The organism is Ruegeria sp. YTSC106, assembly GCF_059609765.1.
Genome location: NZ_JBXWMI010000011.1, coordinates 48,713 through 70,817 on the forward strand (window position 1 = coordinate 48,713; position 22,105 = coordinate 70,817).

At 57.9% G+C, this 22,105-nt stretch carries 28 protein-coding genes; 12 read left to right on the top strand and 16 right to left on the bottom strand.

Going from position 1 to position 22,105, the window contains the following annotated elements; all coding sequences use genetic code 11:
* Positions 1 to 117: 117 nt before the first annotated feature.
* The gene (gene yghU, locus AC2FEB_RS15445) at positions 118 to 996 is read left to right on the top strand and encodes a glutathione-dependent disulfide-bond oxidoreductase (RefSeq protein ID WP_496674347.1); all 879 of its coding nucleotides are present in this window, start codon (positions 118 to 120) and stop codon (positions 994 to 996) included.
* 59 nt (positions 997 to 1,055) lie between these two features.
* On the opposite strand, the gene AC2FEB_RS15450 is transcribed toward yghU, so the two are convergent.
* On the bottom strand, positions 1,056 to 1,844 hold the full coding sequence (locus tag AC2FEB_RS15450; RefSeq protein WP_496674344.1) for an SseB family protein: 789 nt from the start codon (positions 1,842 to 1,844) through the stop codon (positions 1,056 to 1,058).
* Positions 1,837 to 2,424, bottom strand: coding sequence for a uracil-DNA glycosylase family protein (locus tag AC2FEB_RS15455; protein WP_496674457.1), 588 nt, complete (start codon positions 2,422 to 2,424; stop codon positions 1,837 to 1,839). Before AC2FEB_RS15455 ends, AC2FEB_RS15450 begins: the two co-directional genes overlap by 8 nt.
* A gap of 247 nt (positions 2,425 to 2,671) precedes the next feature.
* Between AC2FEB_RS15455 and AC2FEB_RS15460 the strand changes: the two genes are divergently transcribed.
* The 4 genes from AC2FEB_RS15460 to AC2FEB_RS15475 are packed head-to-tail and all read left to right on the top strand — an operon-like array spanning position 2,672 to position 7,237.
* Positions 2,672 to 3,331 (top strand): ABC transporter ATP-binding protein, encoded by a 660-nt coding sequence (locus AC2FEB_RS15460; RefSeq protein ID WP_496674341.1) that lies wholly within the window; start codon positions 2,672 to 2,674, stop codon positions 3,329 to 3,331.
* A complete protein-coding gene (locus AC2FEB_RS15465; protein WP_117867964.1) occupies positions 3,309 to 4,886 on the top strand; it encodes a KpsE/RkpR family capsule polysaccharide export protein in 1,578 nt (525 codons plus the stop codon). The genes AC2FEB_RS15460 and AC2FEB_RS15465 overlap by 23 nt, the downstream gene beginning before the upstream one ends.
* Before the next feature lie 5 nt (positions 4,887 to 4,891).
* Positions 4,892 to 5,725: a 3-deoxy-8-phosphooctulonate synthase gene (gene kdsA, locus AC2FEB_RS15470; RefSeq protein ID WP_496674338.1), complete on the top strand. Its 834-nt coding sequence runs from the start codon at positions 4,892 to 4,894 to the stop codon at positions 5,723 to 5,725.
* Positions 5,726 to 5,740: 15 nt separating this feature from the next.
* Entirely contained in the window at positions 5,741 to 7,237 is a 1,497-nt protein-coding gene (locus tag AC2FEB_RS15475; RefSeq protein ID WP_496674335.1) for a phosphomannomutase/phosphoglucomutase, read from the top strand.
* Between the two features lie 47 nt (positions 7,238 to 7,284).
* On the opposite strand, the gene AC2FEB_RS15480 is transcribed toward AC2FEB_RS15475, so the two are convergent.
* Entirely contained in the window at positions 7,285 to 9,240 is a 1,956-nt protein-coding gene (locus tag AC2FEB_RS15480; protein WP_496674333.1) for an AsmA family protein, read from the bottom strand.
* 94 nt (positions 9,241 to 9,334) lie between these two features.
* Between AC2FEB_RS15480 and rimO the strand changes: the two genes are divergently transcribed.
* Together rimO and AC2FEB_RS15490 are read left to right on the top strand one after the other, a co-directional pair.
* Entirely contained in the window at positions 9,335 to 10,723 is a 1,389-nt protein-coding gene (rimO, locus tag AC2FEB_RS15485; RefSeq protein WP_496674454.1) for a 30S ribosomal protein S12 methylthiotransferase RimO, read from the top strand.
* A gap of 112 nt (positions 10,724 to 10,835) precedes the next feature.
* Positions 10,836 to 11,195: a hypothetical protein gene (locus tag AC2FEB_RS15490; protein ID WP_496674330.1), complete on the top strand. Its 360-nt coding sequence runs from the start codon at positions 10,836 to 10,838 to the stop codon at positions 11,193 to 11,195.
* A gap of 134 nt (positions 11,196 to 11,329) precedes the next feature.
* On the opposite strand, the gene AC2FEB_RS15495 is transcribed toward AC2FEB_RS15490, so the two are convergent.
* Complete coding sequence (locus tag AC2FEB_RS15495) at positions 11,330 to 11,518, bottom strand: hypothetical protein (protein WP_050604769.1); 189 nt, start codon at positions 11,516 to 11,518, stop codon at positions 11,330 to 11,332.
* A gap of 229 nt (positions 11,519 to 11,747) precedes the next feature.
* On the opposite strand from AC2FEB_RS15495, the gene AC2FEB_RS15500 reads away from it, so the two are divergent.
* Positions 11,748 to 11,990 (top strand): CDGSH iron-sulfur domain-containing protein, encoded by a 243-nt coding sequence (locus AC2FEB_RS15500; RefSeq protein WP_496674327.1) that lies wholly within the window; start codon positions 11,748 to 11,750, stop codon positions 11,988 to 11,990.
* On the opposite strand, the gene AC2FEB_RS15505 is transcribed toward AC2FEB_RS15500, so the two are convergent.
* The 5 genes from AC2FEB_RS15505 to AC2FEB_RS15525 all read right to left on the bottom strand — a co-directional run bounded on the left by AC2FEB_RS15505 (position 11,991) and on the right by AC2FEB_RS15525 (position 13,928).
* Positions 11,991 to 12,251, bottom strand: a complete 261-nt coding sequence (locus AC2FEB_RS15505; RefSeq protein ID WP_117867949.1) for a DUF6455 family protein — start codon at positions 12,249 to 12,251, stop codon at positions 11,991 to 11,993. It lies immediately after the preceding gene.
* Positions 12,251 to 12,520: a DUF6455 family protein gene (locus AC2FEB_RS15510; RefSeq protein WP_117867947.1), complete on the bottom strand. Its 270-nt coding sequence runs from the start codon at positions 12,518 to 12,520 to the stop codon at positions 12,251 to 12,253. The genes AC2FEB_RS15505 and AC2FEB_RS15510 overlap by 1 nt, the downstream gene beginning before the upstream one ends.
* A 14-nt stretch (positions 12,521 to 12,534) precedes the next feature.
* The gene (locus tag AC2FEB_RS15515) at positions 12,535 to 12,786 is read right to left on the bottom strand and encodes a DUF6455 family protein (RefSeq protein WP_117867945.1); all 252 of its coding nucleotides are present in this window, start codon (positions 12,784 to 12,786) and stop codon (positions 12,535 to 12,537) included.
* A gap of 69 nt (positions 12,787 to 12,855) precedes the next feature.
* Positions 12,856 to 13,224 carry a YigZ family protein gene (locus AC2FEB_RS15520; RefSeq protein WP_496674323.1) on the bottom strand — a complete coding sequence of 123 codons (369 nt, stop codon included), beginning with the start codon at positions 13,222 to 13,224 and terminating at the stop codon, positions 12,856 to 12,858.
* Positions 13,221 to 13,928, bottom strand: a complete 708-nt coding sequence (locus AC2FEB_RS15525) for a M48 family metallopeptidase (protein ID WP_496674320.1) — start codon at positions 13,926 to 13,928, stop codon at positions 13,221 to 13,223. The genes AC2FEB_RS15520 and AC2FEB_RS15525 overlap by 4 nt, the downstream gene beginning before the upstream one ends.
* A gap of 120 nt (positions 13,929 to 14,048) precedes the next feature.
* On the opposite strand from AC2FEB_RS15525, the gene AC2FEB_RS15530 reads away from it, so the two are divergent.
* Complete coding sequence (locus AC2FEB_RS15530) at positions 14,049 to 14,297, top strand: DUF8831 family protein (RefSeq protein ID WP_299642146.1); 249 nt, start codon at positions 14,049 to 14,051, stop codon at positions 14,295 to 14,297.
* Here the strand turns inward: AC2FEB_RS15530 and AC2FEB_RS15535 are convergent.
* Positions 14,285 to 14,560: a DUF167 domain-containing protein gene (locus AC2FEB_RS15535; protein ID WP_117867941.1), complete on the bottom strand. Its 276-nt coding sequence runs from the start codon at positions 14,558 to 14,560 to the stop codon at positions 14,285 to 14,287. The genes AC2FEB_RS15530 and AC2FEB_RS15535 overlap by 13 nt on opposite strands.
* A 134-nt stretch (positions 14,561 to 14,694) precedes the next feature.
* Between AC2FEB_RS15535 and AC2FEB_RS15540 the strand changes: the two genes are divergently transcribed.
* Entirely contained in the window at positions 14,695 to 15,273 is a 579-nt protein-coding gene (locus AC2FEB_RS15540; RefSeq protein WP_496674316.1) for a nitroreductase family protein, read from the top strand.
* On the top strand, positions 15,270 to 15,962 hold the full coding sequence (locus tag AC2FEB_RS15545) for an EI24 domain-containing protein (protein ID WP_496884206.1): 693 nt from the start codon (positions 15,270 to 15,272) through the stop codon (positions 15,960 to 15,962). Before AC2FEB_RS15540 ends, AC2FEB_RS15545 begins: the two co-directional genes overlap by 4 nt.
* A gap of 12 nt (positions 15,963 to 15,974) precedes the next feature.
* Here the strand turns inward: AC2FEB_RS15545 and AC2FEB_RS15550 are convergent, their stop codons facing one another.
* Both AC2FEB_RS15550 and mce read right to left on the bottom strand, forming a co-directional pair.
* Positions 15,975 to 16,247, bottom strand: a complete 273-nt coding sequence (locus AC2FEB_RS15550) for a DUF1467 family protein (protein WP_117867937.1) — start codon at positions 16,245 to 16,247, stop codon at positions 15,975 to 15,977.
* Positions 16,248 to 16,271: 24 nt separating this feature from the next.
* Positions 16,272 to 16,676, bottom strand: a complete 405-nt coding sequence (mce, locus tag AC2FEB_RS15555; RefSeq protein ID WP_117867935.1) for a methylmalonyl-CoA epimerase — start codon at positions 16,674 to 16,676, stop codon at positions 16,272 to 16,274.
* Between the two features lie 136 nt (positions 16,677 to 16,812).
* On the opposite strand from mce, the gene AC2FEB_RS15560 reads away from it, so the two are divergent.
* Positions 16,813 to 17,532, top strand: a complete 720-nt coding sequence (locus AC2FEB_RS15560; RefSeq protein ID WP_496674309.1) for a response regulator — start codon at positions 16,813 to 16,815, stop codon at positions 17,530 to 17,532.
* Between the two features lie 173 nt (positions 17,533 to 17,705).
* Here AC2FEB_RS15560 and aspS read toward each other — a convergent pair whose 3' ends face one another.
* From aspS to AC2FEB_RS15580, 4 genes are all read right to left on the bottom strand, one after another.
* A complete protein-coding gene (aspS, locus tag AC2FEB_RS15565) occupies positions 17,706 to 19,481 on the bottom strand; it encodes an aspartate--tRNA ligase (RefSeq protein ID WP_496674306.1) in 1,776 nt (591 codons plus the stop codon).
* A 77-nt stretch (positions 19,482 to 19,558) separates the two neighbouring features.
* Positions 19,559 to 20,230 carry a CPBP family intramembrane glutamic endopeptidase gene (locus AC2FEB_RS15570; RefSeq protein ID WP_254683762.1) on the bottom strand — a complete coding sequence of 224 codons (672 nt, stop codon included), beginning with the start codon at positions 20,228 to 20,230 and terminating at the stop codon, positions 19,559 to 19,561.
* Positions 20,227 to 20,874 carry an aminotransferase class IV family protein gene (locus AC2FEB_RS15575; RefSeq protein ID WP_496884207.1) on the bottom strand — a complete coding sequence of 216 codons (648 nt, stop codon included), beginning with the start codon at positions 20,872 to 20,874 and terminating at the stop codon, positions 20,227 to 20,229. Before AC2FEB_RS15575 ends, AC2FEB_RS15570 begins: the two co-directional genes overlap by 4 nt.
* Complete coding sequence (locus tag AC2FEB_RS15580) at positions 20,829 to 21,956, bottom strand: aminodeoxychorismate synthase component I (protein WP_496884208.1); 1,128 nt, start codon at positions 21,954 to 21,956, stop codon at positions 20,829 to 20,831. Before AC2FEB_RS15580 ends, AC2FEB_RS15575 begins: the two co-directional genes overlap by 46 nt.
* Positions 21,957 to 22,105 lie beyond the last annotated feature (149 nt).

A 22,105-nucleotide genomic window follows, 5' to 3' on the forward strand; every position in this document is an offset into this window, starting at 1 on the left:
AAAACGTGAGAGTTTGGCTGCGGAATGTTACAGAATAAGCCGGTCGCACCGGGTTGGACTCGGCGGTTTGCAATATTAGCTTTAAGGCAGTCCTGATATAGGCAAGAAAGGCAAGAGATGAGCGACCAATCCTCGTACACCCCACCAGCAGTCTGGACCTGGGACAGTAAAAGTGGCGGACAATTCGCCAACATCAACCGGCCGATTGCCGGTGCCACCCATGACAAGGACCTGCCGGTCGGACAGCATCCCCTTCAGTTGTACTCGCTCGCCACGCCCAATGGCGTGAAAGTCACGGTAATGCTGGAAGAGCTGCTGGCACTTGGTCATGAAGGTGCCGAATACAATGCCTGGCTGATCAACATCGGAGAAGGCGATCAATTCAGCTCGGGCTTTGTCGAGGCCAACCCGAACTCGAAAATCCCCGCGCTTTGGGATCGGTCGGGTGACAAACCTGTCCGTGTTTTTGAAAGCGCCTCGATCCTGTTCCATTTGGCTGAGAAATTCGGCGCGTTCCTGCCCGCCTCTGGCCCGGAGCGGACCGAGGTGATGAACTGGGTTTTCTGGCAGATGGGCAGCGCGCCTTACCTGGGCGGTGGCTTCGGGCATTTCTACGCCTACGCACCAGAGAAATGGGAATACCCGATCAACCGTTTCGCCATGGAGACCAAGCGCCAACTGGATGTTCTGGATCGTGAACTGGCGGATAAGACCTTCATCGCGGGCGAAAACTATTCGATCGCCGACATGGCGATTTGGCCATGGTATGGTCAGTTGGTTCTGGGCCGCCTTTATAGCGCGGCAGAGTTCTTGGACGTGGAATCCTACAAGAACGTCATGCGATGGGCCAAGGCGATCGACGCGCGCCCTGCGGTTCAGCGTGGCCGCATGGTCAACCGCGCCTTTGGCGAACCGCACACCCAGCTTCACGAACGCCACGACGCCAGCGACTTCGAAACCCGCACGCAAGACAAATTGGAAGCAGCCGCGGAATAAACAAGCCCCAATGCAACAACACGCGGTGCAGCTTGCGCCGCGTGTTTGCGTTTGGATGGTTATTTCAGAATGGGTGGGTTGTCCGGGTTGCTGCCGGGGGCTTCACGGACCGTTTCGGCAATTTGAGACTGAGGCAGATCAAACCGAAGCCCCACCTTGGCCAACAGCGCAGCGGCGGCCTCGCTTGCGGTGAAAAAACCGACATCCATCGCGCCTGCCTCGATCCCGGAAAAGGTCAGCGCCTCGGACGCGGCCTTGGCCAAAGCGGGCTCGGCCCCCTCGATCGCATCGACAAATCCCAACAGATGGCTCTGCGCGCCCGATTTGGACTTGGTGGCGACCAGATAAGCCGCGCTGGCAAGTCCGCCTGTCGTCGCCAGTTTCGCATCCAACGCGGTCAGCAGGTTCTGCGGCAGGCCGGCAGGGGGCAAAAACTCGGAAAGTTCTTCCTCAACCTCTTGCGGGCTGTGTTGCAATGTCTCGGCCAGCCAACCCAAAGCTTCTGCCGGAACAAGCATGGAAGATGGCGCCGTCTCCAGATTCAGACCAAGCCCGATGCCCTGCCCAGACAGCATCCCCGACAGCGCACGCCCCGACAACGCCACATAAGGCACGGGCTGCCCGGCAAACTGCGCCAGCCGGTCCTCACGGTCAAAGGCCAGAACAAAGCGCCCGTCAGCCACATCGAACAATTCGGGCGAGATATTTTCGTCCCGTGCTTCTTCGGTCAGCATCAGAAACAGCTCGCTGTCCGCGAGCCGTTCAAAGAAACGCAGCCGGGCGGCATCATTTTGCGGGTCCGCCTGCATCGCTGCATGCGCGGTGTCCAGCGCCGTGGAGTCAGTCATTCAGCACCTCTTGGACCCGTGCACGCAAAACAGGCAGCAATTCAGCCTCGAACCACGGGTTTTTCTTCAACCATGCCGTATTGCGCCAGGACGGGTGAGGCAAGGCAAAGACCCGCGGCGCATGGTCCCGCCAGTTGCGAACGGTGTCCGTCACCGACCCGCGCACGCCAAGATGAAACTTGTGCGCATGACCTCCGACCAACACGGTCAGCGGCACACGCCCCAGTTCCTGCATCACCCGGTCATGCCAGGTCTTGCGGCAAATCGCAGGTGGAGGAAGATCAGCATTGCGCGCATCATATCCCGGAAAGCAGAACGCCATCGGTACGATCGAAACGCGGTCGCGATCGTAAAAAACCGTCTCATCAATCCCCAGCCAGTGCCGCAGCCTGTCGCCTGACGGGTCGGTAAAGGGCCGCCCCGACTCGTGCACACGGGCGCCCGGTGCCTGCCCGGCGACAAGGATTGGCGTTCCGGGGCGGAACCAGACCACCGGGCGCGGCTCGTGTGCGGTTTCTGTTTGCGCGAACCTGTCAGCACACAAGCGGCAGGCGCGGATCCCCTGACGTAAAGCGTTCATCTGATCGTGAAGGCCCCTGCCCATCCAGACTGTTGTTGGTCGGTAAAACAGATAGTATCGACCGGACGCAGCACCAAGTGAATGGAATTTCTTGCTGCAACTGACCAGACAATCATGCGCATTACCGCGACGCATTGATCATTTGTTTCATAATTCGACATAATGTAGCCAACATGGGTCGGTAAAAAAATCCTTTCTGGCCGCCCGCAAGTGCGACAACACGACCAAAACGAGCAGCAGACCGCGAATGCTAGAGTTCGACAACGTCAGCAAATCCTTCTGGACCGGAACGCGCCGCAAGGTGATTCTGGATCGGGTCTCATTTCGGGTCGAACTGGGCACCTCGCTGGGTGTTCTGGCCCCGAACGGAACCGGGAAAACCACGTTGATCAACATGATGGCAGGTCTGGAAAAACCCGACGAAGGCGTGATCCGTCGCGAATGCCGCGTTTCCTTTCCCATGGGGTTCACCGGTGGCGTGTCGGGGAAACTGTCAGCGCTTGAGAACGCACGTTACATCGCCAAAATCTACGGTATGGACCCCGACTATATCGAGGCCTATTGCAAATGGCTCTGCGGCTTGGGCGAATATTTCGACCAGCCCCTCGCTACGTATTCCTCTGGGATGAGAGCGCGTTTTACCTTTTCTTTGATGCTGGCGTTGGACTTTGACATGTACCTCATCGACGAAGGGATGCCGGCGACAACAGATGTCGAATTCAACGTAAAGGCAGGGTCGATCCTGAAGGAAAGGTTGCGCACAACGACTTTGGTGATCGTATCGCACAGCCCGTCCGTGTTAGAGAAATTCGCCCGGAAAGCGGCCGTACTTCTGGACGGGCAATTGTATATGTTTGACTCCTTGGAAGAGGCGAAGCAGCTGTATGACTACGAAACCCAAGGTTAGAAAATATAACTGGCGCCACAAACGCCAGACTGAAAGTTCGGCTGAGGCGAGGTCGGACGCAATTTCGCGTATTCGCAACGCGACGCATGACCCTGCCGCCGCAGGCGAGGCGCAGCCGGGGACGCAGCTGGATGACATCAAGCGCGAAGGCCTGACGGGCCGTCAATTGCGTATCGCACGACGCTTGGCGCAAAAACACAATCTGGCTGCCACATCCGACTATGACGCGGTCCGGTTGCTGCGCAAAAAGGGCGTAGATCCCTTCCAGCGCACCAATCTTCTTGACCTTGCTGCCGCAAAACCATCGAACGGGGGTGACAAACCCAAGGACAAGATCAACGTTCAACTGCCGCAGGCCATGGGTGCCGAGAAAACAAACCTGCCCGGGCCCGAGCTCAGCCCAGCCGAACGGCGCAATTTCGAAATCGGCCAAATCCAAAAAGACATCGCCCGTCGCCGCAGGCGTAAATTGTTTGGACTGTTTGCGCGCTTGGCAGTCTTTGTATTCCTGCCGACCTTCATTGTCGGGTTCTATTTCTACCGCATCGCCACTCCGATGTATGCGAGCGATTCCGAATTCCTGATCCTGCAAGCTGATGGCGGGCCCGGCAATATCGGCGGTCTGCTTGCCGGCACGCAATTCGCCACCACGCAGGACTCGATCTCGGTTCAGTCCTTCCTGGAATCGAAAGAAGCTTTGCTGTTGCTGGATCGGGATGCCGGGTTTTCCGATGTCTTCAAACAGGAATGGATCGACCCGATTCAGAGACTGGCCCCGGACGCCACGCTTGAAGACGCCTACAAGCTGTTCAAACGCATGATCACCATCGGCTATGACCCGACCGAAGGGGTCATTCGGATGGAAGTTGCTGCCCCCGATGCCCAGACGTCGACCGAATTTGCCGAACGTCTGATCTCTTATGCAGAAGACAGGGTGAACGCCTTGTCCGGGAAAAAACGTGAAGACCAGATGCGCGACGCACTGCAAAGTTTCGAAGCGGCGCAGGAAGCGCGCAGACAAGCTCAGGAAGAATTGATCGAGCTTCAGCTTCAGGGCGCGGTTCTTGACCCCGAAAACGTCATTGCCAGCCTGCGCGCCCGCATCAACGAAATCGAAATTCTGGTTCAGGACAAAGAACTTGAACTCGCGGCGCTTCAGGACAACCTGCGTCCGAACAAAGCAAAGGTTGATGGCGTCAAAGCAGATATCGCCCGTCTTGAGAAGGTTCTGAAAGACCTAAATGCCGAGATGCAGGATGCCTCGGACGGCGAAAACTCGCTGGCGCGGTTGAGCGTGCGCATCCAGATCGCGCAGGCGGACCTGGCGGCGCGGGACATGATGCTGCAAACGGCAATGCAGCAAATGGAATCGACCCGGTCCGAAGCCAACCGGCAGGTGCGCTATCTGACCGTCTCGGTAAACCCGGTTCCCAGTCAGGAACCCAGCTATCCGCGCAAGTTCGAAAATACGATTTTGGCATTTCTGTTGTTTGCTGGTATCTACCTCATGATCTCGCTTACCGCGTCGGTCCTTCGTGAACAGGTATCCTCATAAGACTCATGAAACATGTAAAAATCTCCGACCTGACAGTCGGCAACGACCTTCCGCTGACCATCATTGCAGGCCCGTGTCAGCTTGAATCCGCAGACCACGCGCAAATGATTGCGGGCAAGATGAAAGAAGCCTGTGACGCCGCCGGGGCGCAATACGTTTTCAAGGCGTCTTATGACAAGGCAAACCGGACCTCTCTGTCAGGCAAGCGCGGCATGGGAATTGATGTGGGGCTGCAAGTGCTTGACGGCATCCGCAAGACGATGGGCATCCCGGTTCTGACCGATGTTCATACTGAAGCACAATGTGCCATCGCCGGCGAAGCGGTGGATGTTCTGCAAATCCCCGCTTTTTTGTGCCGTCAGACTGATATGCTGCTGGCGGCAGGCAACACCGGGAAAGCGGTAAATGTAAAAAAGGGGCAATTCCTTGCACCCTGGGAAATGACCAATATCGTCGACAAAGTTGAAAGCACCGGAAACGAGAACATCCTGCTGACCGAGCGTGGCACCTCATTTGGCTACAACACGCTGGTTGCCGACATGCGCGCGCTGCCTCAAATGGCGAAAACCGGGTATCCGGTCGTGATGGACGCCACCCATTCCGTGCAACAACCCGGCGGCAAGGGCGGGTCTTCGGGCGGGCAGCGCGAATTTGCGCCAGTGATGGCCCGCGCCGCCGTTTCTCTGGGTGTTGGGGCTGTGTTCATTGAAACCCATCAGGATCCGGACTCCGCCCCATCGGACGGGCCAAATATGATCCCGCTCGACCAGATGCCCCAACTTGTTGACACATTGATGCGATTTGATGCGCTGGCTAAAGCAAACCCTATTCAAATTTAACGATTGAGACTTGTTATGACCAAACCCCTTCCCGAGGTGACACCCAACAGCTGGAGCTTTCTGCGCGACGCAATGATCAAGCCCACCGGGTTCCGTGAATACGACGCCCGCTGGAAATACCCCGAAGAGATCAACCTGCCAGGCATGACCGCGCTTGGACTGGGGCTTGGCACGCAGATGCGCAGGCGCGGCATTGAGCCCGTGATCGCCGTTGGCAACGACTATCGCGATTACTCGCTGGCGATAAAAAACGCATTGATGCTGGGCCTGATGCAGGCCGGTATCCGTGTGAAAGACATTGGCCCTGCACTCAGCCCCATGGCTTATTTCGCGCAGTTTCATCTGGACGTGCCTGCCGTGGCGATGGTCACTGCCAGCCACAATCCCAACGGCTGGACCGGTGTAAAGATGGGTTTTGAGCGCCCTCTGACCCATGGCCCTGATGAGATGTCGGAACTGCGTGACATCGTTCTGAACGGCGAGGTACTGCCACACGAAGGCGGATCATACGAGTTCGTTGAGGGGATAAAAGAAGCCTATATCGACGACCTGGTGGGCGATTTCAAAATGTCCCGCCCGCTGAAAGTGGTCTGCGCAACGGGCAACGGCACAGCATCGGCCTTTGCGCCCGAGATTTTCGAACGGATCGGGGTTGAGGTTGTGCCCAGCCATAACCGTCTGGACTATACCTTCCCCAACTACAACCCGAACCCTGAGGCCATGGAAATGCTGCACGACATGGCCGCCATGGTAAAGTCCAGCGGTGCCGATATGGCGCTTGGGTTTGACGGTGACGGTGATCGTTGTGGTGTTGTCGATGACGAGGGTGAAGAGATCTTTGCCGACAAGGTCGGCGTCATCATGGCGCGTGATCTGGCCAAGCTGTATCCCGGATCGACCTTTGTCGCGGATGTGAAATCCACCGGTCTGTTCGCCAGCGATCCCGAATTGCAGGCCCTGGGCGTCAAAGCCGATTACTGGAAGACCGGCCACAGCCACATGAAGCGTCGGGTCAAGGAAATTGGCGCACTGGCCGGGTTCGAAAAGTCAGGCCACTACTTTTTGGCCGAACCGGTCGGGCGTGGGTACGACTGCGGGATGCGTGTCGCAGTCGAGATCTGCAAACTGATGGACCGCAACCCGGATCAGAGCATGTCGGACCTGCGCAAGGCTTTGCCCAAGACATGGTCCACACCCACGATGTCGCCCTATGCAGCCGATACCGAGAAATACGATATGCTTCAGCGACTGGTCGAAAAGCTGGTTGAGAAGGGCAACGCCGGTGAGACATTCGCGGGTCGCGCAATTAAAGAGGTGGTTACGGTAAACGGCGCACGTGTGATTCTGGACAACGGCAGCTGGGGTCTGGTGCGGGCTTCATCCAATACCCCCAATCTGGTCGTTGTCTGTGAAAGCAGCGAAAGCGAGGCTGAGATGCGCGCCATCTTCGCGGACATCGATGCCGTCATCCGCACCGAGCCCGGGGTCGGCGATTACGACCAAACCATCTGAAAACAACCGCTTGGGGCATATCCCAATGCCCCAAGCACGTTAGTTGTTCAATCCCCGCCAAACAGTTTGAGCAAACCTTTCTTGGCCTCTTCTTCAAGCTTGTCCTTGATTGCATCTTCGATCTGATCACTATCGGTGATCGTCGTGTCCAATTCGTTGCCGACCTTTTCAAAAACCTTCTGTTTGGCGTCGTCTTCCAGTTCCTTGACCTTCACATCCGCAGCCGCCTCGATCACCTTGGTCAGGTCCGGCTTGATCGACGGGTCGCTCCAAGGACCCACGATGCGAACGGGGACCGATATCCCCTGCCCGGAATTGGCACGCAACGCCACGGGCGTGAACAGGTAGTCGATATTGCGCCCCCCCAGATCCACGGCACCGGTGCCATCTGCGCGAAAATTCTTCAGTGACATGAGTAGATCGTTGTTCGTCAACACGCCCTGATCGATGGTGAAACTGGCCGTCGTGCTGTTGAACACAGTGGTTCCGCCTGATCCGGTGCCTTGCCCCATCAACCGGTCCAGATCGAGCCCGAAAATCACTCCGGGACCAACATCTAGGTTTCCCTTGCCGCTGAGGGACCGCATGATCTGATCCTCGGACTGACCAACGCCCAGAAACTCAAACGCGCCAGCAGCGGTTCCCGACAGGCGTTCAACACCGGCCATTGTGGTCAGCGCTTGTTTCAGGTCGATCCCGGTCGCGGTCACAGTACCGCCGACAGACAGGCCGTTGCGATTGTTGGCAACCACCTGACCCTTCAGTTGACCCGAAAACAGCGTGGCCGGATGCATTTCAAGAACGGCCCGCGACCGGTCCAGCGACAGGGTCAGGTCGCTTTTTCCGAACGTCATTCCGGGCACGGCGATCGAGTTGGCTGTCAGGCGAATCTTACCGTTCGCCAGTGCCAGAGCGGACGCGTCGATAGGGTCCTTCGACCACCCCTCAGTTGCAGGAGCGTTTGCCTGAGACGTGCTGCTTGGAGCAGAACCCGTTTCGGAAATCCGCGACAGATCCAGATCACCGGCATCCAGACGAGCCACGATCCGTGGCGGGTCCGAGATGGTGACATCCGCCTCACCTACAAACCGGTTGTCATCCAATTGCGCAGTCATGTTCCGCATGGAAATCCGCCCATCCTGCGTATATGTCATCTGCGCGGAAATGTCGGCGACTTTGCCCAATCCAGGCGGTACAGTCGTGCCAGCCTGACCGAAGGCGGCAAGCAACCTTTCGGTGTCCCGCGTCACGACCTTGATGGTTCCATCCATTTCACCCGTAAGATTGACGCGTCCTTCAAATCCGATCTCGCCGCCCGGAGCCGTCAAAGCCAGTTCCAGATCAGTCACTGACCCGGCCGCAAAAGCCGGTAAATCCGGGATTTTCAGATCAACCTGAACCGCCCCTCCGGGCACCGGCATGGCCGCCTTCATCACCATCGCGGCCGTGACCTCGGGCCAGCTTGCAGATAGCGTCACGTCCGAGAAATCCATCTGCTTGACGCCATTTTCCACGTAAATCAGCCGTGCATTTGTCAGCTCCAGCTGATCCAGAGTGACTTGCCCCGATGGTTCAGCTGGCGTGGAGCCCCCGGTCGTGGCCGCAGTTGCCTCGGTTGTCGGGGCGCTCAACTCCCAATTGCCGCGCCCATCTGATCGTTCCAACCGCAACACGGGATTGTCTGCAAAAACACGTTTGATTCGCAGATCCCCGTTCAACAGCCCGGCAGCGTCCACCCCGACGGCAAGGCTATCCGCGCTGAGCATCGGCTCCGGTCCGGCCCAGCTTGCATTGCCGAAACGCACCGGCCCGGTTTCCATCCCCACCACCGGCCAGAAGGATATGCGCACATCGCCGGTCAGTGTCAGATCCCGCCCGGTCTGGGCCTTGACCTGCTCGGCCAGAATCGCGGCAAGCTTCTCCCCCGGCATCAGCAACAGCGCGCCGATAATCAGCGCGACCACGGCCACAACAATAAACAGGATGCGCATCAGCCATTTCATATTCTGCTCTCCGCCTTTTGGCTTGTCATTGCCGTGATCATTCAAATCACACGTCACATTTGCAAGGGGAAGCTTTCCCCACTATATGCCGCGCATGACGACGAACCCGCCAAACCTCCGCCCCGACCTGGCGCCTGCTGCCCGGATCACCGAGACGCCCCAATCAAACCAGCCGACCATCGGTATGGTGTCCTTGGGATGCCCAAAGGCGTTGGTCGACAGTGAACGCATTCTGACCCGGCTGCGTGCCGAAGGGTACGGCATTTCGCCAGATTATGCCGGGGCCGATGCCGTCATTGTGAACACCTGCGGGTTCCTTGACAGCGCCAAGGCGGAATCGCTGGACGCTATCGGAGAGGCGCTGGTGGAAAACGGCAAGGTCATCGTGACCGGCTGTCTGGGAGCAGAACCGGATTACATTCGCAAACATCACCCCCGCATCATGGCTGTCACCGGCCCGCACCAATACGAGCAGGTTCTGGATGCGGTGCACGCCGCCGTGCCACCCGATCCTGATCCGTTCGTGGACCTGTTACCCGCCAGCAGCGTGCAACTGACCCCGCGCCATTACAGTTATCTGAAAATCTCTGAGGGCTGTAACCACAAGTGCAGGTTCTGCATCATCCCTGACATGCGCGGAAAGCTGGCCAGCCGCCCCGCGCATGCGGTTCTGCGCGAGGCGGAAAAGCTGGTCGACAATGGCGTGCGTGAATTGCTGGTGATTTCGCAGGACACCTCGGCCTACGGGCTGGACCGAAAATACGATGTGAACCCTTGGAAAGACGGTGAAGTACGCAGCCATATCACCGATCTGGCGCGTGAACTGGGGCAGTTGGATGCCTGGGTGCGCCTGCACTATGTGTACCCCTATCCGCATGTGCGTGACCTGATTCCGCTGATGGCTGATGCCGGGTGCAACGTACTGCCCTATTTGGATATCCCGTTTCAACACGCCCACCCGGACGTTCTGAAACGCATGGCCCGCCCGGCTGCAGCGGCCAAAACACTGGATGAGATCAAGGCGTGGCGCACGATCTGCCCGGATATCACCCTGCGATCTACCTTTATCGTTGGCTATCCGGGCGAGACCGAAGCCGAATTTCAGACCCTGCTGGACTGGATGGACGAGGCGCAACTGGATCGTGTCGGCTGCTTTCAATATGAAAACGTCGAAGGCGCGCGCTCGAACGACCTGCCCGATCACGTCCCGGCAGAAATCAAGCAAGAGCGCTGGGATCGTTTCATGGAAAAGGCACAGGCGATCTCGGAGGCCAAGTTGCAGGCGAAGGTCGGACAGACGCTTGAGGTGATCGTGGACGAGATCGACAACGAGGCCGCCACCTGCCGCACCAAGGCAGACGCGCCCGAGATCGACGGCAACCTGTTCATCGATGAAGGATTCGAAAACCTCAACCCCGGTGACATCGTCACGGTCGAAGTGGACGAGGCCGGAGAATACGATTTGTGGGGCAAGCCCGTCTAAGGTCTGACAATGCGTCAGAAACACGTCATATGGACAAAGCGTGAAGCGAGTTTATTGGCAGAACACGCGGTCAGACCCGATCTTGGACTGAAAGCCGAACACGGAGGTTTTCATGTCTCGTTTCTTCAAGCTTGGCCTGAACGGCGTAATTATCCTAATGGCCGCGCATTTCTTAGCCACCCCCGGTCACGCCCAGCCCACACAGGTCGGTTCTGCCGGATTTATTGTGGTCGGCGGCAAACATCTGAGTTTTCATAAAAACGGCCGTCACAAGATAAACCGGTATTTCGTGGCCCCGAAAGCCAAGTCACATGCCAAGCACCCCAAGGTGCATACCAAAAAGCCGACCCCGGTTTATCGATACACCGCCCCCAAACGGCGTGTCCTCGGGCATATCCCCTATGGATCGGTCAAGAGACACAAATTCAAATCATTCAAGTTCAAGCATTCCTACGGCTTCCAAAGGCACTAAACGGTGTTTGCGCACTGCAAAAAGCAGCCTGCCCGATAGCCGCAAAACGCAGGCAAGAAAAAAACCGCCTCGAATGGCGGCTGCAATCCCCAGATTGGTGCAGGCGGTCCGCATCCGGGCCGCCTGCGAATGGCTTATTGAGTAATCGGGTCGCAGACCGTCTGACCAGCCTCGGTTGTGGCCAATTGATAACCGCCCGGGCAGCTAGGTGTGCCGGCTTTGTCATAGCTGGGCTGAACGTAAACAGGTGTCGGTTCTTCCTGCTGCGCGCAGGCAGTCAGGATCAGTGCAAATGCGCCAACAGCAGCGAGTTTCAGTTTCATGTCCGTCAATCCTCTATTACTTTTCTGATATTGCCCAGCTTTTCGGGGCCAGCTTCAGAATACGGGCTGAACGACAATCTGGCAACTGACTCGATCACGTCTTTGTGAGTCACAGCGAATCCATGCCAATCCGAGGCCGCAGTGGTGAGTATTGCAGCGTCGCAACTATCCTTTTGGCGTCAGCGCCCTAAAATGTTGCAGCGAGATCAGCAAAAGACGGAGAAGCCACATGTCAGACGCACCCATCATTGCCCAGAAATCACCTTTTCCGTTCGAGGTGGTCGAAGGGAAAACCTATTTCTGGTGCGCCTGCGGAAAATCCGGCCGCCAGCCGTTTTGCGACGGATCGCATAAAGGCACCGGATTTGAACCCGTGAAATATACAGCGGATAAAAGTAAAAAGGTCTTCTTTTGCGGGTGCAAACACAGCTCGAAACCGCCTTTGTGCGACGGAACGCACAGCGGGCTTTGATCAGGTTTTCAGTCCATTCAAGGTCTCGGCATTTGGGCAAAAATCCGGGGCCGTGGCCGCCTGGCCCTGCTGCCGGGCCAGCCAGTATTCGCATTGCACGTCACATCCGGCAGCGCGGCACCGCGTGACAAGCTCGGCGTATTGTTCCGGCGAAAGGCGTCCGTCGGCCATCACTTCGGTCATGGAAATGCCCATACAGCGCGAAACCGAGCGTGTAAGCCAGAAATGCTTTTCGATTTCCCCTAACGCGACCTGAGACATCAAGCGTGCTCCTTCTGCTTGGCTTTGAGGGCGGCAAAACACTTGCGATTCGGGCATGAAAACGGGGCCTGTTCGACCTGCTCACGCCGTTCCAACCACTCCGGGCAGTCCTTGGCCCAGGAACAGCCGCGGCACTGCTGCACGATTTCCGCCCATTCTTCTTGTTTCAGATGACCGCTCCGATAGGCTGCGGCCAAATCGGTTCCGGTTGCTCGCCCCATGCGCAACACCAAACGCAGATGGGTCATGATTTCGCCCAGACGTGTCATGGCACACCTGTATGTTAAGGCAGGAGATTGTCGAGCAATTCCTGATTTCGGCAGTATTCGGGCGTACGCCGAGCAGAACCGGGATTGTTCAGCAAACTCTTGCAGTGATCCGGGTTCGGGCAGTCGGTACAGCGCAAAACAGCGTCAGAGATCTGGTCCACAGAAACGGAGCCATCAATGGCGGCTTCCTCAAGATCAATGTCCAGCATTCTGGCCATATCGTCCACCAATCCGGCATGCAGCCGCAGGGTCTCTTGGGTGGGCATGCTGTTTCCTTTCGCTTTCACGCTGTGTCCAAAGGGTAGCGCATCCGCGAGGGCAAACATTGACTCAGGTCAAGATTGGACGCCGATGTGATCCAGATAGGCCCGCGTGGCATCCTGAACACGGCGAAAGCGATCCCCGCCCAGTTTCTTGCCGCCGTACCAGCGCGTCACGATAATTACATGATCTTTCAGCCCGGCGCGTTCGATCATACGTAGGATCACCATGCCCGCCCCGCTTTCCCCGTCATCGGCTTTCAACGCGCGGGTCGGCAAAGCCGCGGCCCAGGTGTTATGGGTGGCTTTGGCATAGCTCTTGTCGGATTTCAAATCGTCCAGAACGGCGTCGATTTCAGCCCGCGTCGTGACCTGCGCCCCGGACACAGCGTATTTCGAACCGCGATCCGTCAAGATAACCCCCAGACATGTAAGCGCGGTCATTGGGACAGACCCAGTTGCTCTGCTGTTTCCAGCACGATCTGAACGCGTTGAGCATTTGGCGGGTGGGTTCCCAAAAATCTGTCACCGGGATCCGGGATCCGATCAAAGAATTTTGCCCCAACCAACGGATTGTATCCCGCGTTATAGGTGATGATGGTTCCCAACTGGTCTGCCTCCAGCTCAAAGTCTTTCACGTAGGCCTGAACACCGACCTGCGCACCCAGCTTTTGCGCTTCCTCTATTGCAGCGGCGTCCCCGCCACGCAACTGCGCCACCCGCCCGAACTCGGCCGCGCTGGCGCTGGCGATTTCACTCTGTCTGGCGATATGCCCCAACACGTGGTGGGCTGCTTCGTGCCCCATGACAAACGCCAGTTCATCCGCGTTCTGGGTGGATTCGATCATCGAGCGGGTGAATATGATCACCGGCTGCTTTTTGTTGTCCAGCGTCTGAAACGCATTGGCCGAGGCCTGAGGGTTCAGGTCAACAAGAATCCGGAAGTCGCAATTCTGCCCAGTCGTCTGTTTCAGGCACTGGCTACGGGCTTCGGCCCCGACCGCCCGGCTGACCTCGCGAAAGGTCCGCACCATGGGTTCGGCCTCTGGTTCATCCCCCAGCCATTCCTCGGCGGGTTGGACACGCAAGGCCCCCTCTCCGCACGCAGCAAGCAGCAGGGACAGCAATAAAACAAACCATCTGTGCATGTCATATCCTTTGAGGTCGAATGGCCGTAATTTCAACATAGTACGAGCGTACCGGCGAAACCACACCGCCGGTTCAACGAACGGCTTGCATTGCGCCTCGGCGGCCTGCACTCTGGTCTCATGTTTTCGATTGAGCATGAATTCGACTCGACGGTCATTACGCTTGTGGACGAAGGTGAAAAACCTTTGCAGGAAGATGTTGTGATCAATAATTTCGCCGAATGCGTCACGCTGGAGCAACTGGATCCCCGTACGGATCAAATACAAAGGATCACTTTGTCACCGGAGCAGGTGCGGGATCTGGCGGCCGCGCTGGACCTGCCCGAAGGCGTTTATCAGATTCGCGAAACCGGGCCTCAGGGGTCATAGACAAACACCTTGATTCGTGCGGATTGCCCGTGTTTCAGTGTCAGGGTTGAAGGCGCAACACCAAGGCATTTTGCAAGTAGTGACTGCACAGCGCTATTGGCTTTACCGTTTTCAGGTGGGGCTGTCACGAAAACCCTAATCTGATCTTCTTCAACGATCACGCGATCACGGGCCGCCTTTGGCGTCACCTTCAGTTTGAACGTAGCCTCTGCCCGCGCCAGCGCGCTGAGGTCCGGCAAATCGCGCAGTTTGGATTTCGTCATTGTATCCCCTTCTTTCAATAGTCTTGCATGAAGGACATCGGAATGAAATTGATCCACGCAATCGATCGGCGCGCCCTTGAAACGGGCTGAACGCCGACCAAGATACAGAGTCGTGATGTAAAGGAAGTTAACATATGTCCCTGAAAAACCCCGCCGCTCTGGAGTTTTTACAGTCGCGCCGGTCCCGGCCCGCCAAGACACTGGTTGCACCGGCCCCGACCCGGGAAGAGTTGCTGCCCCTGCTGACGGCCGCAGCGCGCAGCCCCGATCACGGCAAACTGGAGCCGTGGCGGTTCATCGTTCTCGAAAAGGGCGCCATGCCTCGTCTGGCGGCCCTGACCGAGACCTGCGGACAAAAGCTGAACAAAAGCCCGGAAGACATCACCAAAGCCCGCAGCCAGTTCGATATGGGGCATCTGGCAGTTGCGATCATCGAGGTTCAAAAACCATCCGAGAAGATTCCGGCCATCGAACAAACCTACTCCGCTGGCGCGGTCTGTCTGGCCCTGCTGAACGCCGCGCTGGCTGCGGGCTGGGGCGCAAATTGGCTGTCGGGTTGGCAAACACATGATCGCGAATTCTGCGTCGACGCATTTGGACTTGCTGAAAACGAACGTGTGGCCGGGTTGATTCATATCGCAACCGAGGGGACGGCCCCGCCGGAACGCCCGCGGCCCGATGTGGCCGCGCTGACAGAGTGGGTTACGAAATGATTATCCTGAACGCCTTTTTCAGCGCACTTGGCCAGATCGGAGATCCCAAGTTCCGGGCCGTTTTGCTGCGCGGTGTGGGGTTGACCATTCTGTTGCTGGTTCTCGCCTGTGCAGGTGCGATCTGGTTGATCAACTGGTTGTCAGGCAGTGAAATCTCTCTGCCATTTGTGGGTGCTGTCCCGTGGCTGAACGACGTCCTGAACTATTCCGGTATCGTCCTTGTCCTTGTTTTGCCTGTTTTTCTGATGGTGCCGGTCGCATCGGCCATCACCTCGATCTTTCTGGACGAGGTGGCACAGGCGGTTGAGGACAAGCATTTTCCGGCTTTGCCGCCCGCACGACGCATCCCTGTCTCGGAGGCGGTTATGGACGGTCTCAGCTTTCTTGGAGTTCTGATTGTAGCAAACCTGCTGGCGCTGATCCTGTACGCAATTTTCACCCCGCTTGCGCCCTTCATCTTCTGGGCCATGAACGGGTTCTTGCTGGGGAGGGAATATTTCACCCTGGCTGCGATGCGAAGAATCGGGCGCGACGGGGCACGCAAGCTGCGGTCCAAACACTCGACAACGATCTGGGTGGCGGGCACCTTGATGGCCGTTCCTCTTTCAGTGCCGCTGGTGAACCTGGTGATCCCGATCATCGGGGCCGCCACGTTCACCCATATATATCACGCCGTGTCCGGCCAATAGGCCTGACGGGGATTACCTTGGCTCCAGCTGATTCAGCCAGTCGAAATCCCGCACCGAGATCACGCCCGACAGGATGATCCCGGCGATGATCGCCCACAGAACCACAGAGATACCGGTGGTGATCCACATCTTTCTTTTCATGTGATGCACTTCCGGCGCGCCCGCATGCGTGCCGGGAACGATATCACCCAGATCGCCCTGGGTTTTGATGCGAATGGGCAGCACCACCAACAACGTCATGAACCAGATGACGGCGAACAACACCAGTGCGGCAGTAATGGTCATTTCAGGCCCTCCGAGGGTGGGGGATTACACCTGCTCCAGTTCGACCAGGCAGCCGTTGAAATCCTTGGGGTGCAGAAACAGAACCGGTTTTCCATGCGCACCGATCTTGGGCTCACCTGATCCCAGAACACGCGCGCCGGTTGCTTTCAGATGATCGCGGGCAGCGATGATATCCTCGACCTCATAACATACATGGTGGATGCCGCCGGACGGGTTCTTTTCCAAAAATCCGTTGATCGGGCTGTCATCGCCCAGTGGGTACAAAAGTTCGATCTTGGTGTTTGGCAACTCGATGAACACAACCGTGACACCGTGATCCGGCTCATCCTGCGGTGCGCCGACCTTGGCGCCCAGCGCATTGCGGTATTGCTCGGACGCCGCCTCAAGATCGGGTACGGCGATGGCTACGTGGTTCAGGCGTCCAATCATGTCTCACTCCTGCTGTCCTGCGTTGGTTGGGTTATGGGGGCTGATCCGCCAAAGGACAAGTGCGCCAAATCGCGCGTTAACGTCGTGTTAGCCAGAAGTTCCTAGCGTGAGGCATCTGCTGCATAGGAGAGCTGCCATGGACGATTCGGGCCTACTTGCCACCACCACCGCCGCGCCCACCGCGACTCGACCCTTGCTGGGTCAGACCATACTGGTTGTCGAAGACAGCCGGTACGCTTGCGACGCCATCCGCCTGATGTGCCTGCACAGCGGCGCACGTATTCGCCGCGCGGATTGTCTGAAATCGGCTCGAAGGCATTTGCAGATCTATCGGCCTTCGATCATTCTGGTCGATATGGGCCTGCCGGACGGGTCCGGTGCCGACCTGATCGCCGAATTGGCAGAGGCCACGCCCCGTATCAGCGTCATCATGGGCCTGTCGGGCGATGACGCCAGCGAAGACGTGGCTCTTGCGGCCGGAGCGGATGGATTTTTGTCCAAGCCTCTAAAATCAATGTCTTATTTTCAGAAATCCATTCTGGAACGCCTGCCGGAAGATCGGCGGCCTTGCGGGTTGCATGCGGTACGCGATGAAATCATCCACCCGGACCCTCTGGCCTATCAGGACGACATGGCCCACATCGCCGATGTGCTCGCAGGTCCCAACGATCATCGCACATTGGACTACGCCGCACAGTTCCTACAGGGAGTCGCGCGCGAGGCAGACGACAGACCCCTGGCGGAAGCCGCGCGAAAGCTGGCACTGTCACGCGCAAACGGGACACCGATCACCGCGCAGGCAGCGCAGGTTGCCGGGATGGTACAGAACCGTCTGGAACAGCGAGAGGCAATTTGAAATGGTCACAGCCTATTTCATCACTGCGACCCTTTTGTGCGTTTGGTTTTACCGCCAGACACGGCATGCAGCGCGTTCCATTCGTGTCAATCGGAACAATCTGAAAAATCCGCTGGACTGACACGCGAAACCTGCGTGGAAATACCGCCCGCTTTTTAGCGGGCGGTCATTGATCAGTCCTGAGGGATAATGCGAAGACCCAGCTCCATCAACTGATCCGAGGTCGGATCCGAAGGTGCGTCCATCATCAGATCTTCAGCGCGTTGGTTCATCGGGAACATCATGACTTCGCGGATATTGGCCTCGTCCGCCAGCAACATCACGATCCGGTCGATACCGGCCGCGCAACCACCGTGTGGCGGTGCCCCGTAGTGGAAGGCGTTGAACAGGGCGCCAAAGCGGGATTTCACTTCATCCTCGCCATAGCCAGCCAGTTCAAAGGCCTTCAGCATGATTTCCGGCTTGTGGTTTCGGATCGCGCCTGAAACCAGCTCGTACCCGTTACACGCCAGATCATACTGATAACCGCGCACATCCAGCGGGTTGCCCTGCAACGCGTCCATGCCGCCCTGCGGCATCGAGAACGGGTTATGTTCAAAGTCGATCGCGCCGGTTTCTTCATCCTGCTCGTAAATCGGGAAGTCCACGATCCACGCAAACGCAAAGCGGTCTTTTTCGGTCAGGTTCAATTCCTCACCGATCACGTCACGTGCCTTACCGGCGACCTTTTCAAAGGCCTTCGGCTTGCCACCCAAGAAGAACGCCGCATCACCAACGCCCAGACCCAGTTGCTGACGGATCGCCTCAGTCCGCTCGGGGCCGATGTTCTTGGCCAGCGGTCCCGCAGCCTCCATCCCTTCACCCTGATCGCGCCAGAAGATATAGCCCATGCCCGGCAGACCTTCTTTTTGGGCAAAGGCGTTCATACGGTCACAGAACTTACGGCTGCCACCAGTTGGGGCCGGGATGGCTCGGATTTCGGTGCCTTCCTGCTCTAGCAATTTGGCAAATATCGCAAAGCCAGAACCACGGAAATGCTCAGATACAACCTGCATCTTGATAGGGTTCCGCAGGTCGGGCTTGTCGGTGCCGTACCAGAGCGCTGCATCCTTGTAGGAAATCTGCGGCCATTCCTGATCAACCTTGCGGCCCCCGCCGAACTCTTCGAACACACCGGTTAGAATGGGCTGGATCGTGTCGAACACATCCTGCTGCTCAACAAACGACATCTCAAGGTCAAGCTGGTAGAAATCGGTGGGCGAGCGGTCAGCACGCGGGTCTTCATCACGGAAACACGGCGCGATCTGGAAATACTTGTCAAAGCCCGACACCATGATCAGCTGTTTGAATTGCTGCGGGGCCTGCGGTAGCGCGTAGAACTTGCCCTGGTGCAGACGCGAAGGCACCAAAAAGTCGCGCGCGCCTTCCGGTGAGGACGCGGTGATGATCGGCGTCTGATACTCGCGGAAACCCTGATCCCACATCCTTTTACGCATGGATGCGACAACGTCCGAGCGCAGGGTCATGTTCTGCTGCATAGCCTCGCGGCGCAGGTCCAGATAGCGATAGCGCAGGCGGGTTTCCTCGGGGTATTCCTGATCACCGAAGACCATCAGCGGCAATTCGTCGGCGGCCCCCAGAACTTCCAGCTCGCGTACATAAACTTCAATCTCGCCGGTGGGCAGTTTCGGGTTCACCAGGTCCGTGTCGCGGGCTTTGACGGTGCCGTCGATGCGGATACACCATTCAGACCGCACCTTTTCCAACTCGGCAAAGGCGGCACTGTCGCCGTCGCACAGGATCTGAGTTACGCCGAAATGGTCGCGCAGGTCGATGAACAGCACGCCCCCATGATCTCGAACCCGATGCACCCAACCGGACAGGCGAACGGTTTCTCCAACATTGGCGGCGGTCAAGGCGGCGCAGGTGTGGCTGCGGTAGGCGTGCATGGAATATCCCTTCGGGCGCAGAATTCGTCGCGCCGATACACCCTGTCAGACCCGGAAAGTCAAGGCAGGTCGCCCTTTCAAAACGGCCTTTGCACATTGCCTGAGTAGAAATAGACACCCAGCCCCACCGCAAAGATGATATTGCCTGCAATCGCGTGCAGCAGTACCGCATAGAAGAATGACCCGCGCTGCCGGTAGGCCCAGGTGAACAGTAGCCCGCCGACAAGTGTCATCAGGGCGACGATCCAACTCCAGTACATCAGGTGTGCGAACGAGAATATGGCCGCGTTCAGCAGATAGGCCGCGCGCCCTTCTGGCAGGATCGCGTGATAGCGGCGAAAGAACAAAGGGCGGAACAGCAGCTCCTGTGGCAGCGCTGACAAAAGTGGGTAGCCGACCCAGATGAGGGCCAGCATTTCGGGGCGGTGCATAAGCAGGAAGAACGCGGCATCCGGACGTGTGATCTGTATCAGTCCTACGCAAAAGACGGTCACGATGGCAGAGAACAGAGCAATCTCGCGCAGGGTCCAGCTGGCCCAGCCATAACGAAGCTCAGCCCATTGAAATCCGGGCGTCCGGTGCAGAAGAACGATCCCTAGCCCGGTCAGTGCAAACAGGGCCGGAAACATCCAGTTCGGTGGAAAGAGAACAGCGATCAGCAACGGGAAGCCGATATAGAAGATGCCGAATTCCAGCCGCAGCCGTCGCAATGCTACCGGCGGTCCGACCATCGTGCTGTTTTTTGTCACCTGTCTATAAGCTCCACCTCGATCAGTCCGCGCAATGAATTGCCCATGTATACAGTTTGGGCGTTTTTCAGGTCGGTCAAGGTCAGAACGGCTTCGGTGACCGTTTCATTATCCAGCAGTTCTTCCCGCAGTATCCCCGGCAAAAGCCCGCTGGACAGAGCGGGTGTCAGAACCCGGCTATCAGGCATTTTCAAAAACAAATTCGTGATGGTGCCTTCACACAGCTCATCCAGTTCATTCAGAAACAACAGCTCATCCACCCCCTCTGGCAGTGCGGCGCGCGCAGAATCATAGAGCGCACGGCGCGTGGTCTTGTGACGCAACCACAGGTCATTCGAAGCCAGACGCTGATCTGACACAGCGACGCTCCAGATTCTGGGATTGCCCACCAGTTCGCCGGTCGACAGATCGAACGAGCCCGTCACATCCAGCGTAAGGCGGCAACGCAGCGGGGAGTCACAAGCCGCGCTATTCAGCCGGGCGGTCGCTTCATCCGGATTGAAAGGAATCTCGAACACCCGCGCAGTACGGGCCATTCGTGCAAGATGGCGGTCCAGCCTGACAAAGCCCTGATCCGGGCGGAAGGCCAGTGTTTCAATCAGGCTGAAATCAGGTTCAGCTGGCGGGCGAAGCGGGCTTTCCATAACGCCTCCTCATACTCTGATGGGGCGGTGCTGTCCCAAACGACACCGCCGCCTACGTTCAGAGTGGCCTGATCATCTTCAAGCATCAAGGTTCGGATGGCCACGTTGAACTCGGACCGGCCATCAGGTGCGGCCCAGCCAATTGTACCGCAATAGATGTCGCGCGCCCATGGCTCCAGTTCCGCCAGAATTTCCATCGCGCGGATCTTGGGGGCTCCGGTGATCGACCCGCAGGGAAACAGTGCTGTCAGAATTTCACCCAACCCCACGCATTTGTGCAGCTGCGCCCGCACCAGCGAGACCATCTGATGTACGGTGGCATAGGTTTCCACCCGGAACAGGTCAGGCACATGAACGGATCCGGGCAGCGCGACGCGGCTGATGTCGTTTCGCAGCAGGTCGACAATCATCAGATTCTCGGCCCGATTCTTTTCGTCCGTGGTCAGAAAAGCCCGGCGGCGCGCGTCCTCATCCGGGTCTTCACTGCGCGGTTGCGTGCCCTTCATCGGTCGGGTTTCGATCCGTCCACCCTCATCGGTGCGGAAAAACAACTCCGGCGAGCGGCTGAGCAGATCGGGCAACCCATCCTGCTGCACCAGCGCTCCGTGGCCTACTGGCTGCCCCACCGCCAGCGCGGCATAGAGCGTTTCGCTGTTGCCCGAGACGGTCAGATCAATCGGAAAGGTCAGGTTGGCCTGATAGATGTCACCAGCACCGATGGCGTCATGCACGGTCTGATACGCCTTGCTGTAACGCGCTTCATCCCAGCGGGGCCGGAATGCGCCCACGTCACCCGCAGGCGACGGAAGGGCGACCCGATCCGGTGCATCATAGACCCCAAAGCACACCAAAGGCAGACGTCGTTCTTCCGGCAAAAGACCGTTGAGCCGGGGCTCGAGCGCATAGCCCAGCTCGTAACTGGCATACCCTGCCAGCCAGGCACCACCTGCGCGCGCCTCGTCCAGTGCCGCCAGAGCCTGGGGCACGTCTTCCGCCACATCCGCGCGGATCACCTGAGACGGACGCTGAAACCGGGTTCCTCGCCCGGCCGGTCCCTGATCGAAACGAATACGCACTTGCATCCTCATTTGCCGTGAGGGGCCGTATAGAGAATACTCTGCCAAGTGAAAGAGGGGAAAGCGGCAATTTCGCCCCTGTTTCCGATACCTCTTGCACCTTTTTGCGCGGTCCCTATAACGCAGGACAATTTGGGCGCTGGGGCGGTGCCCTG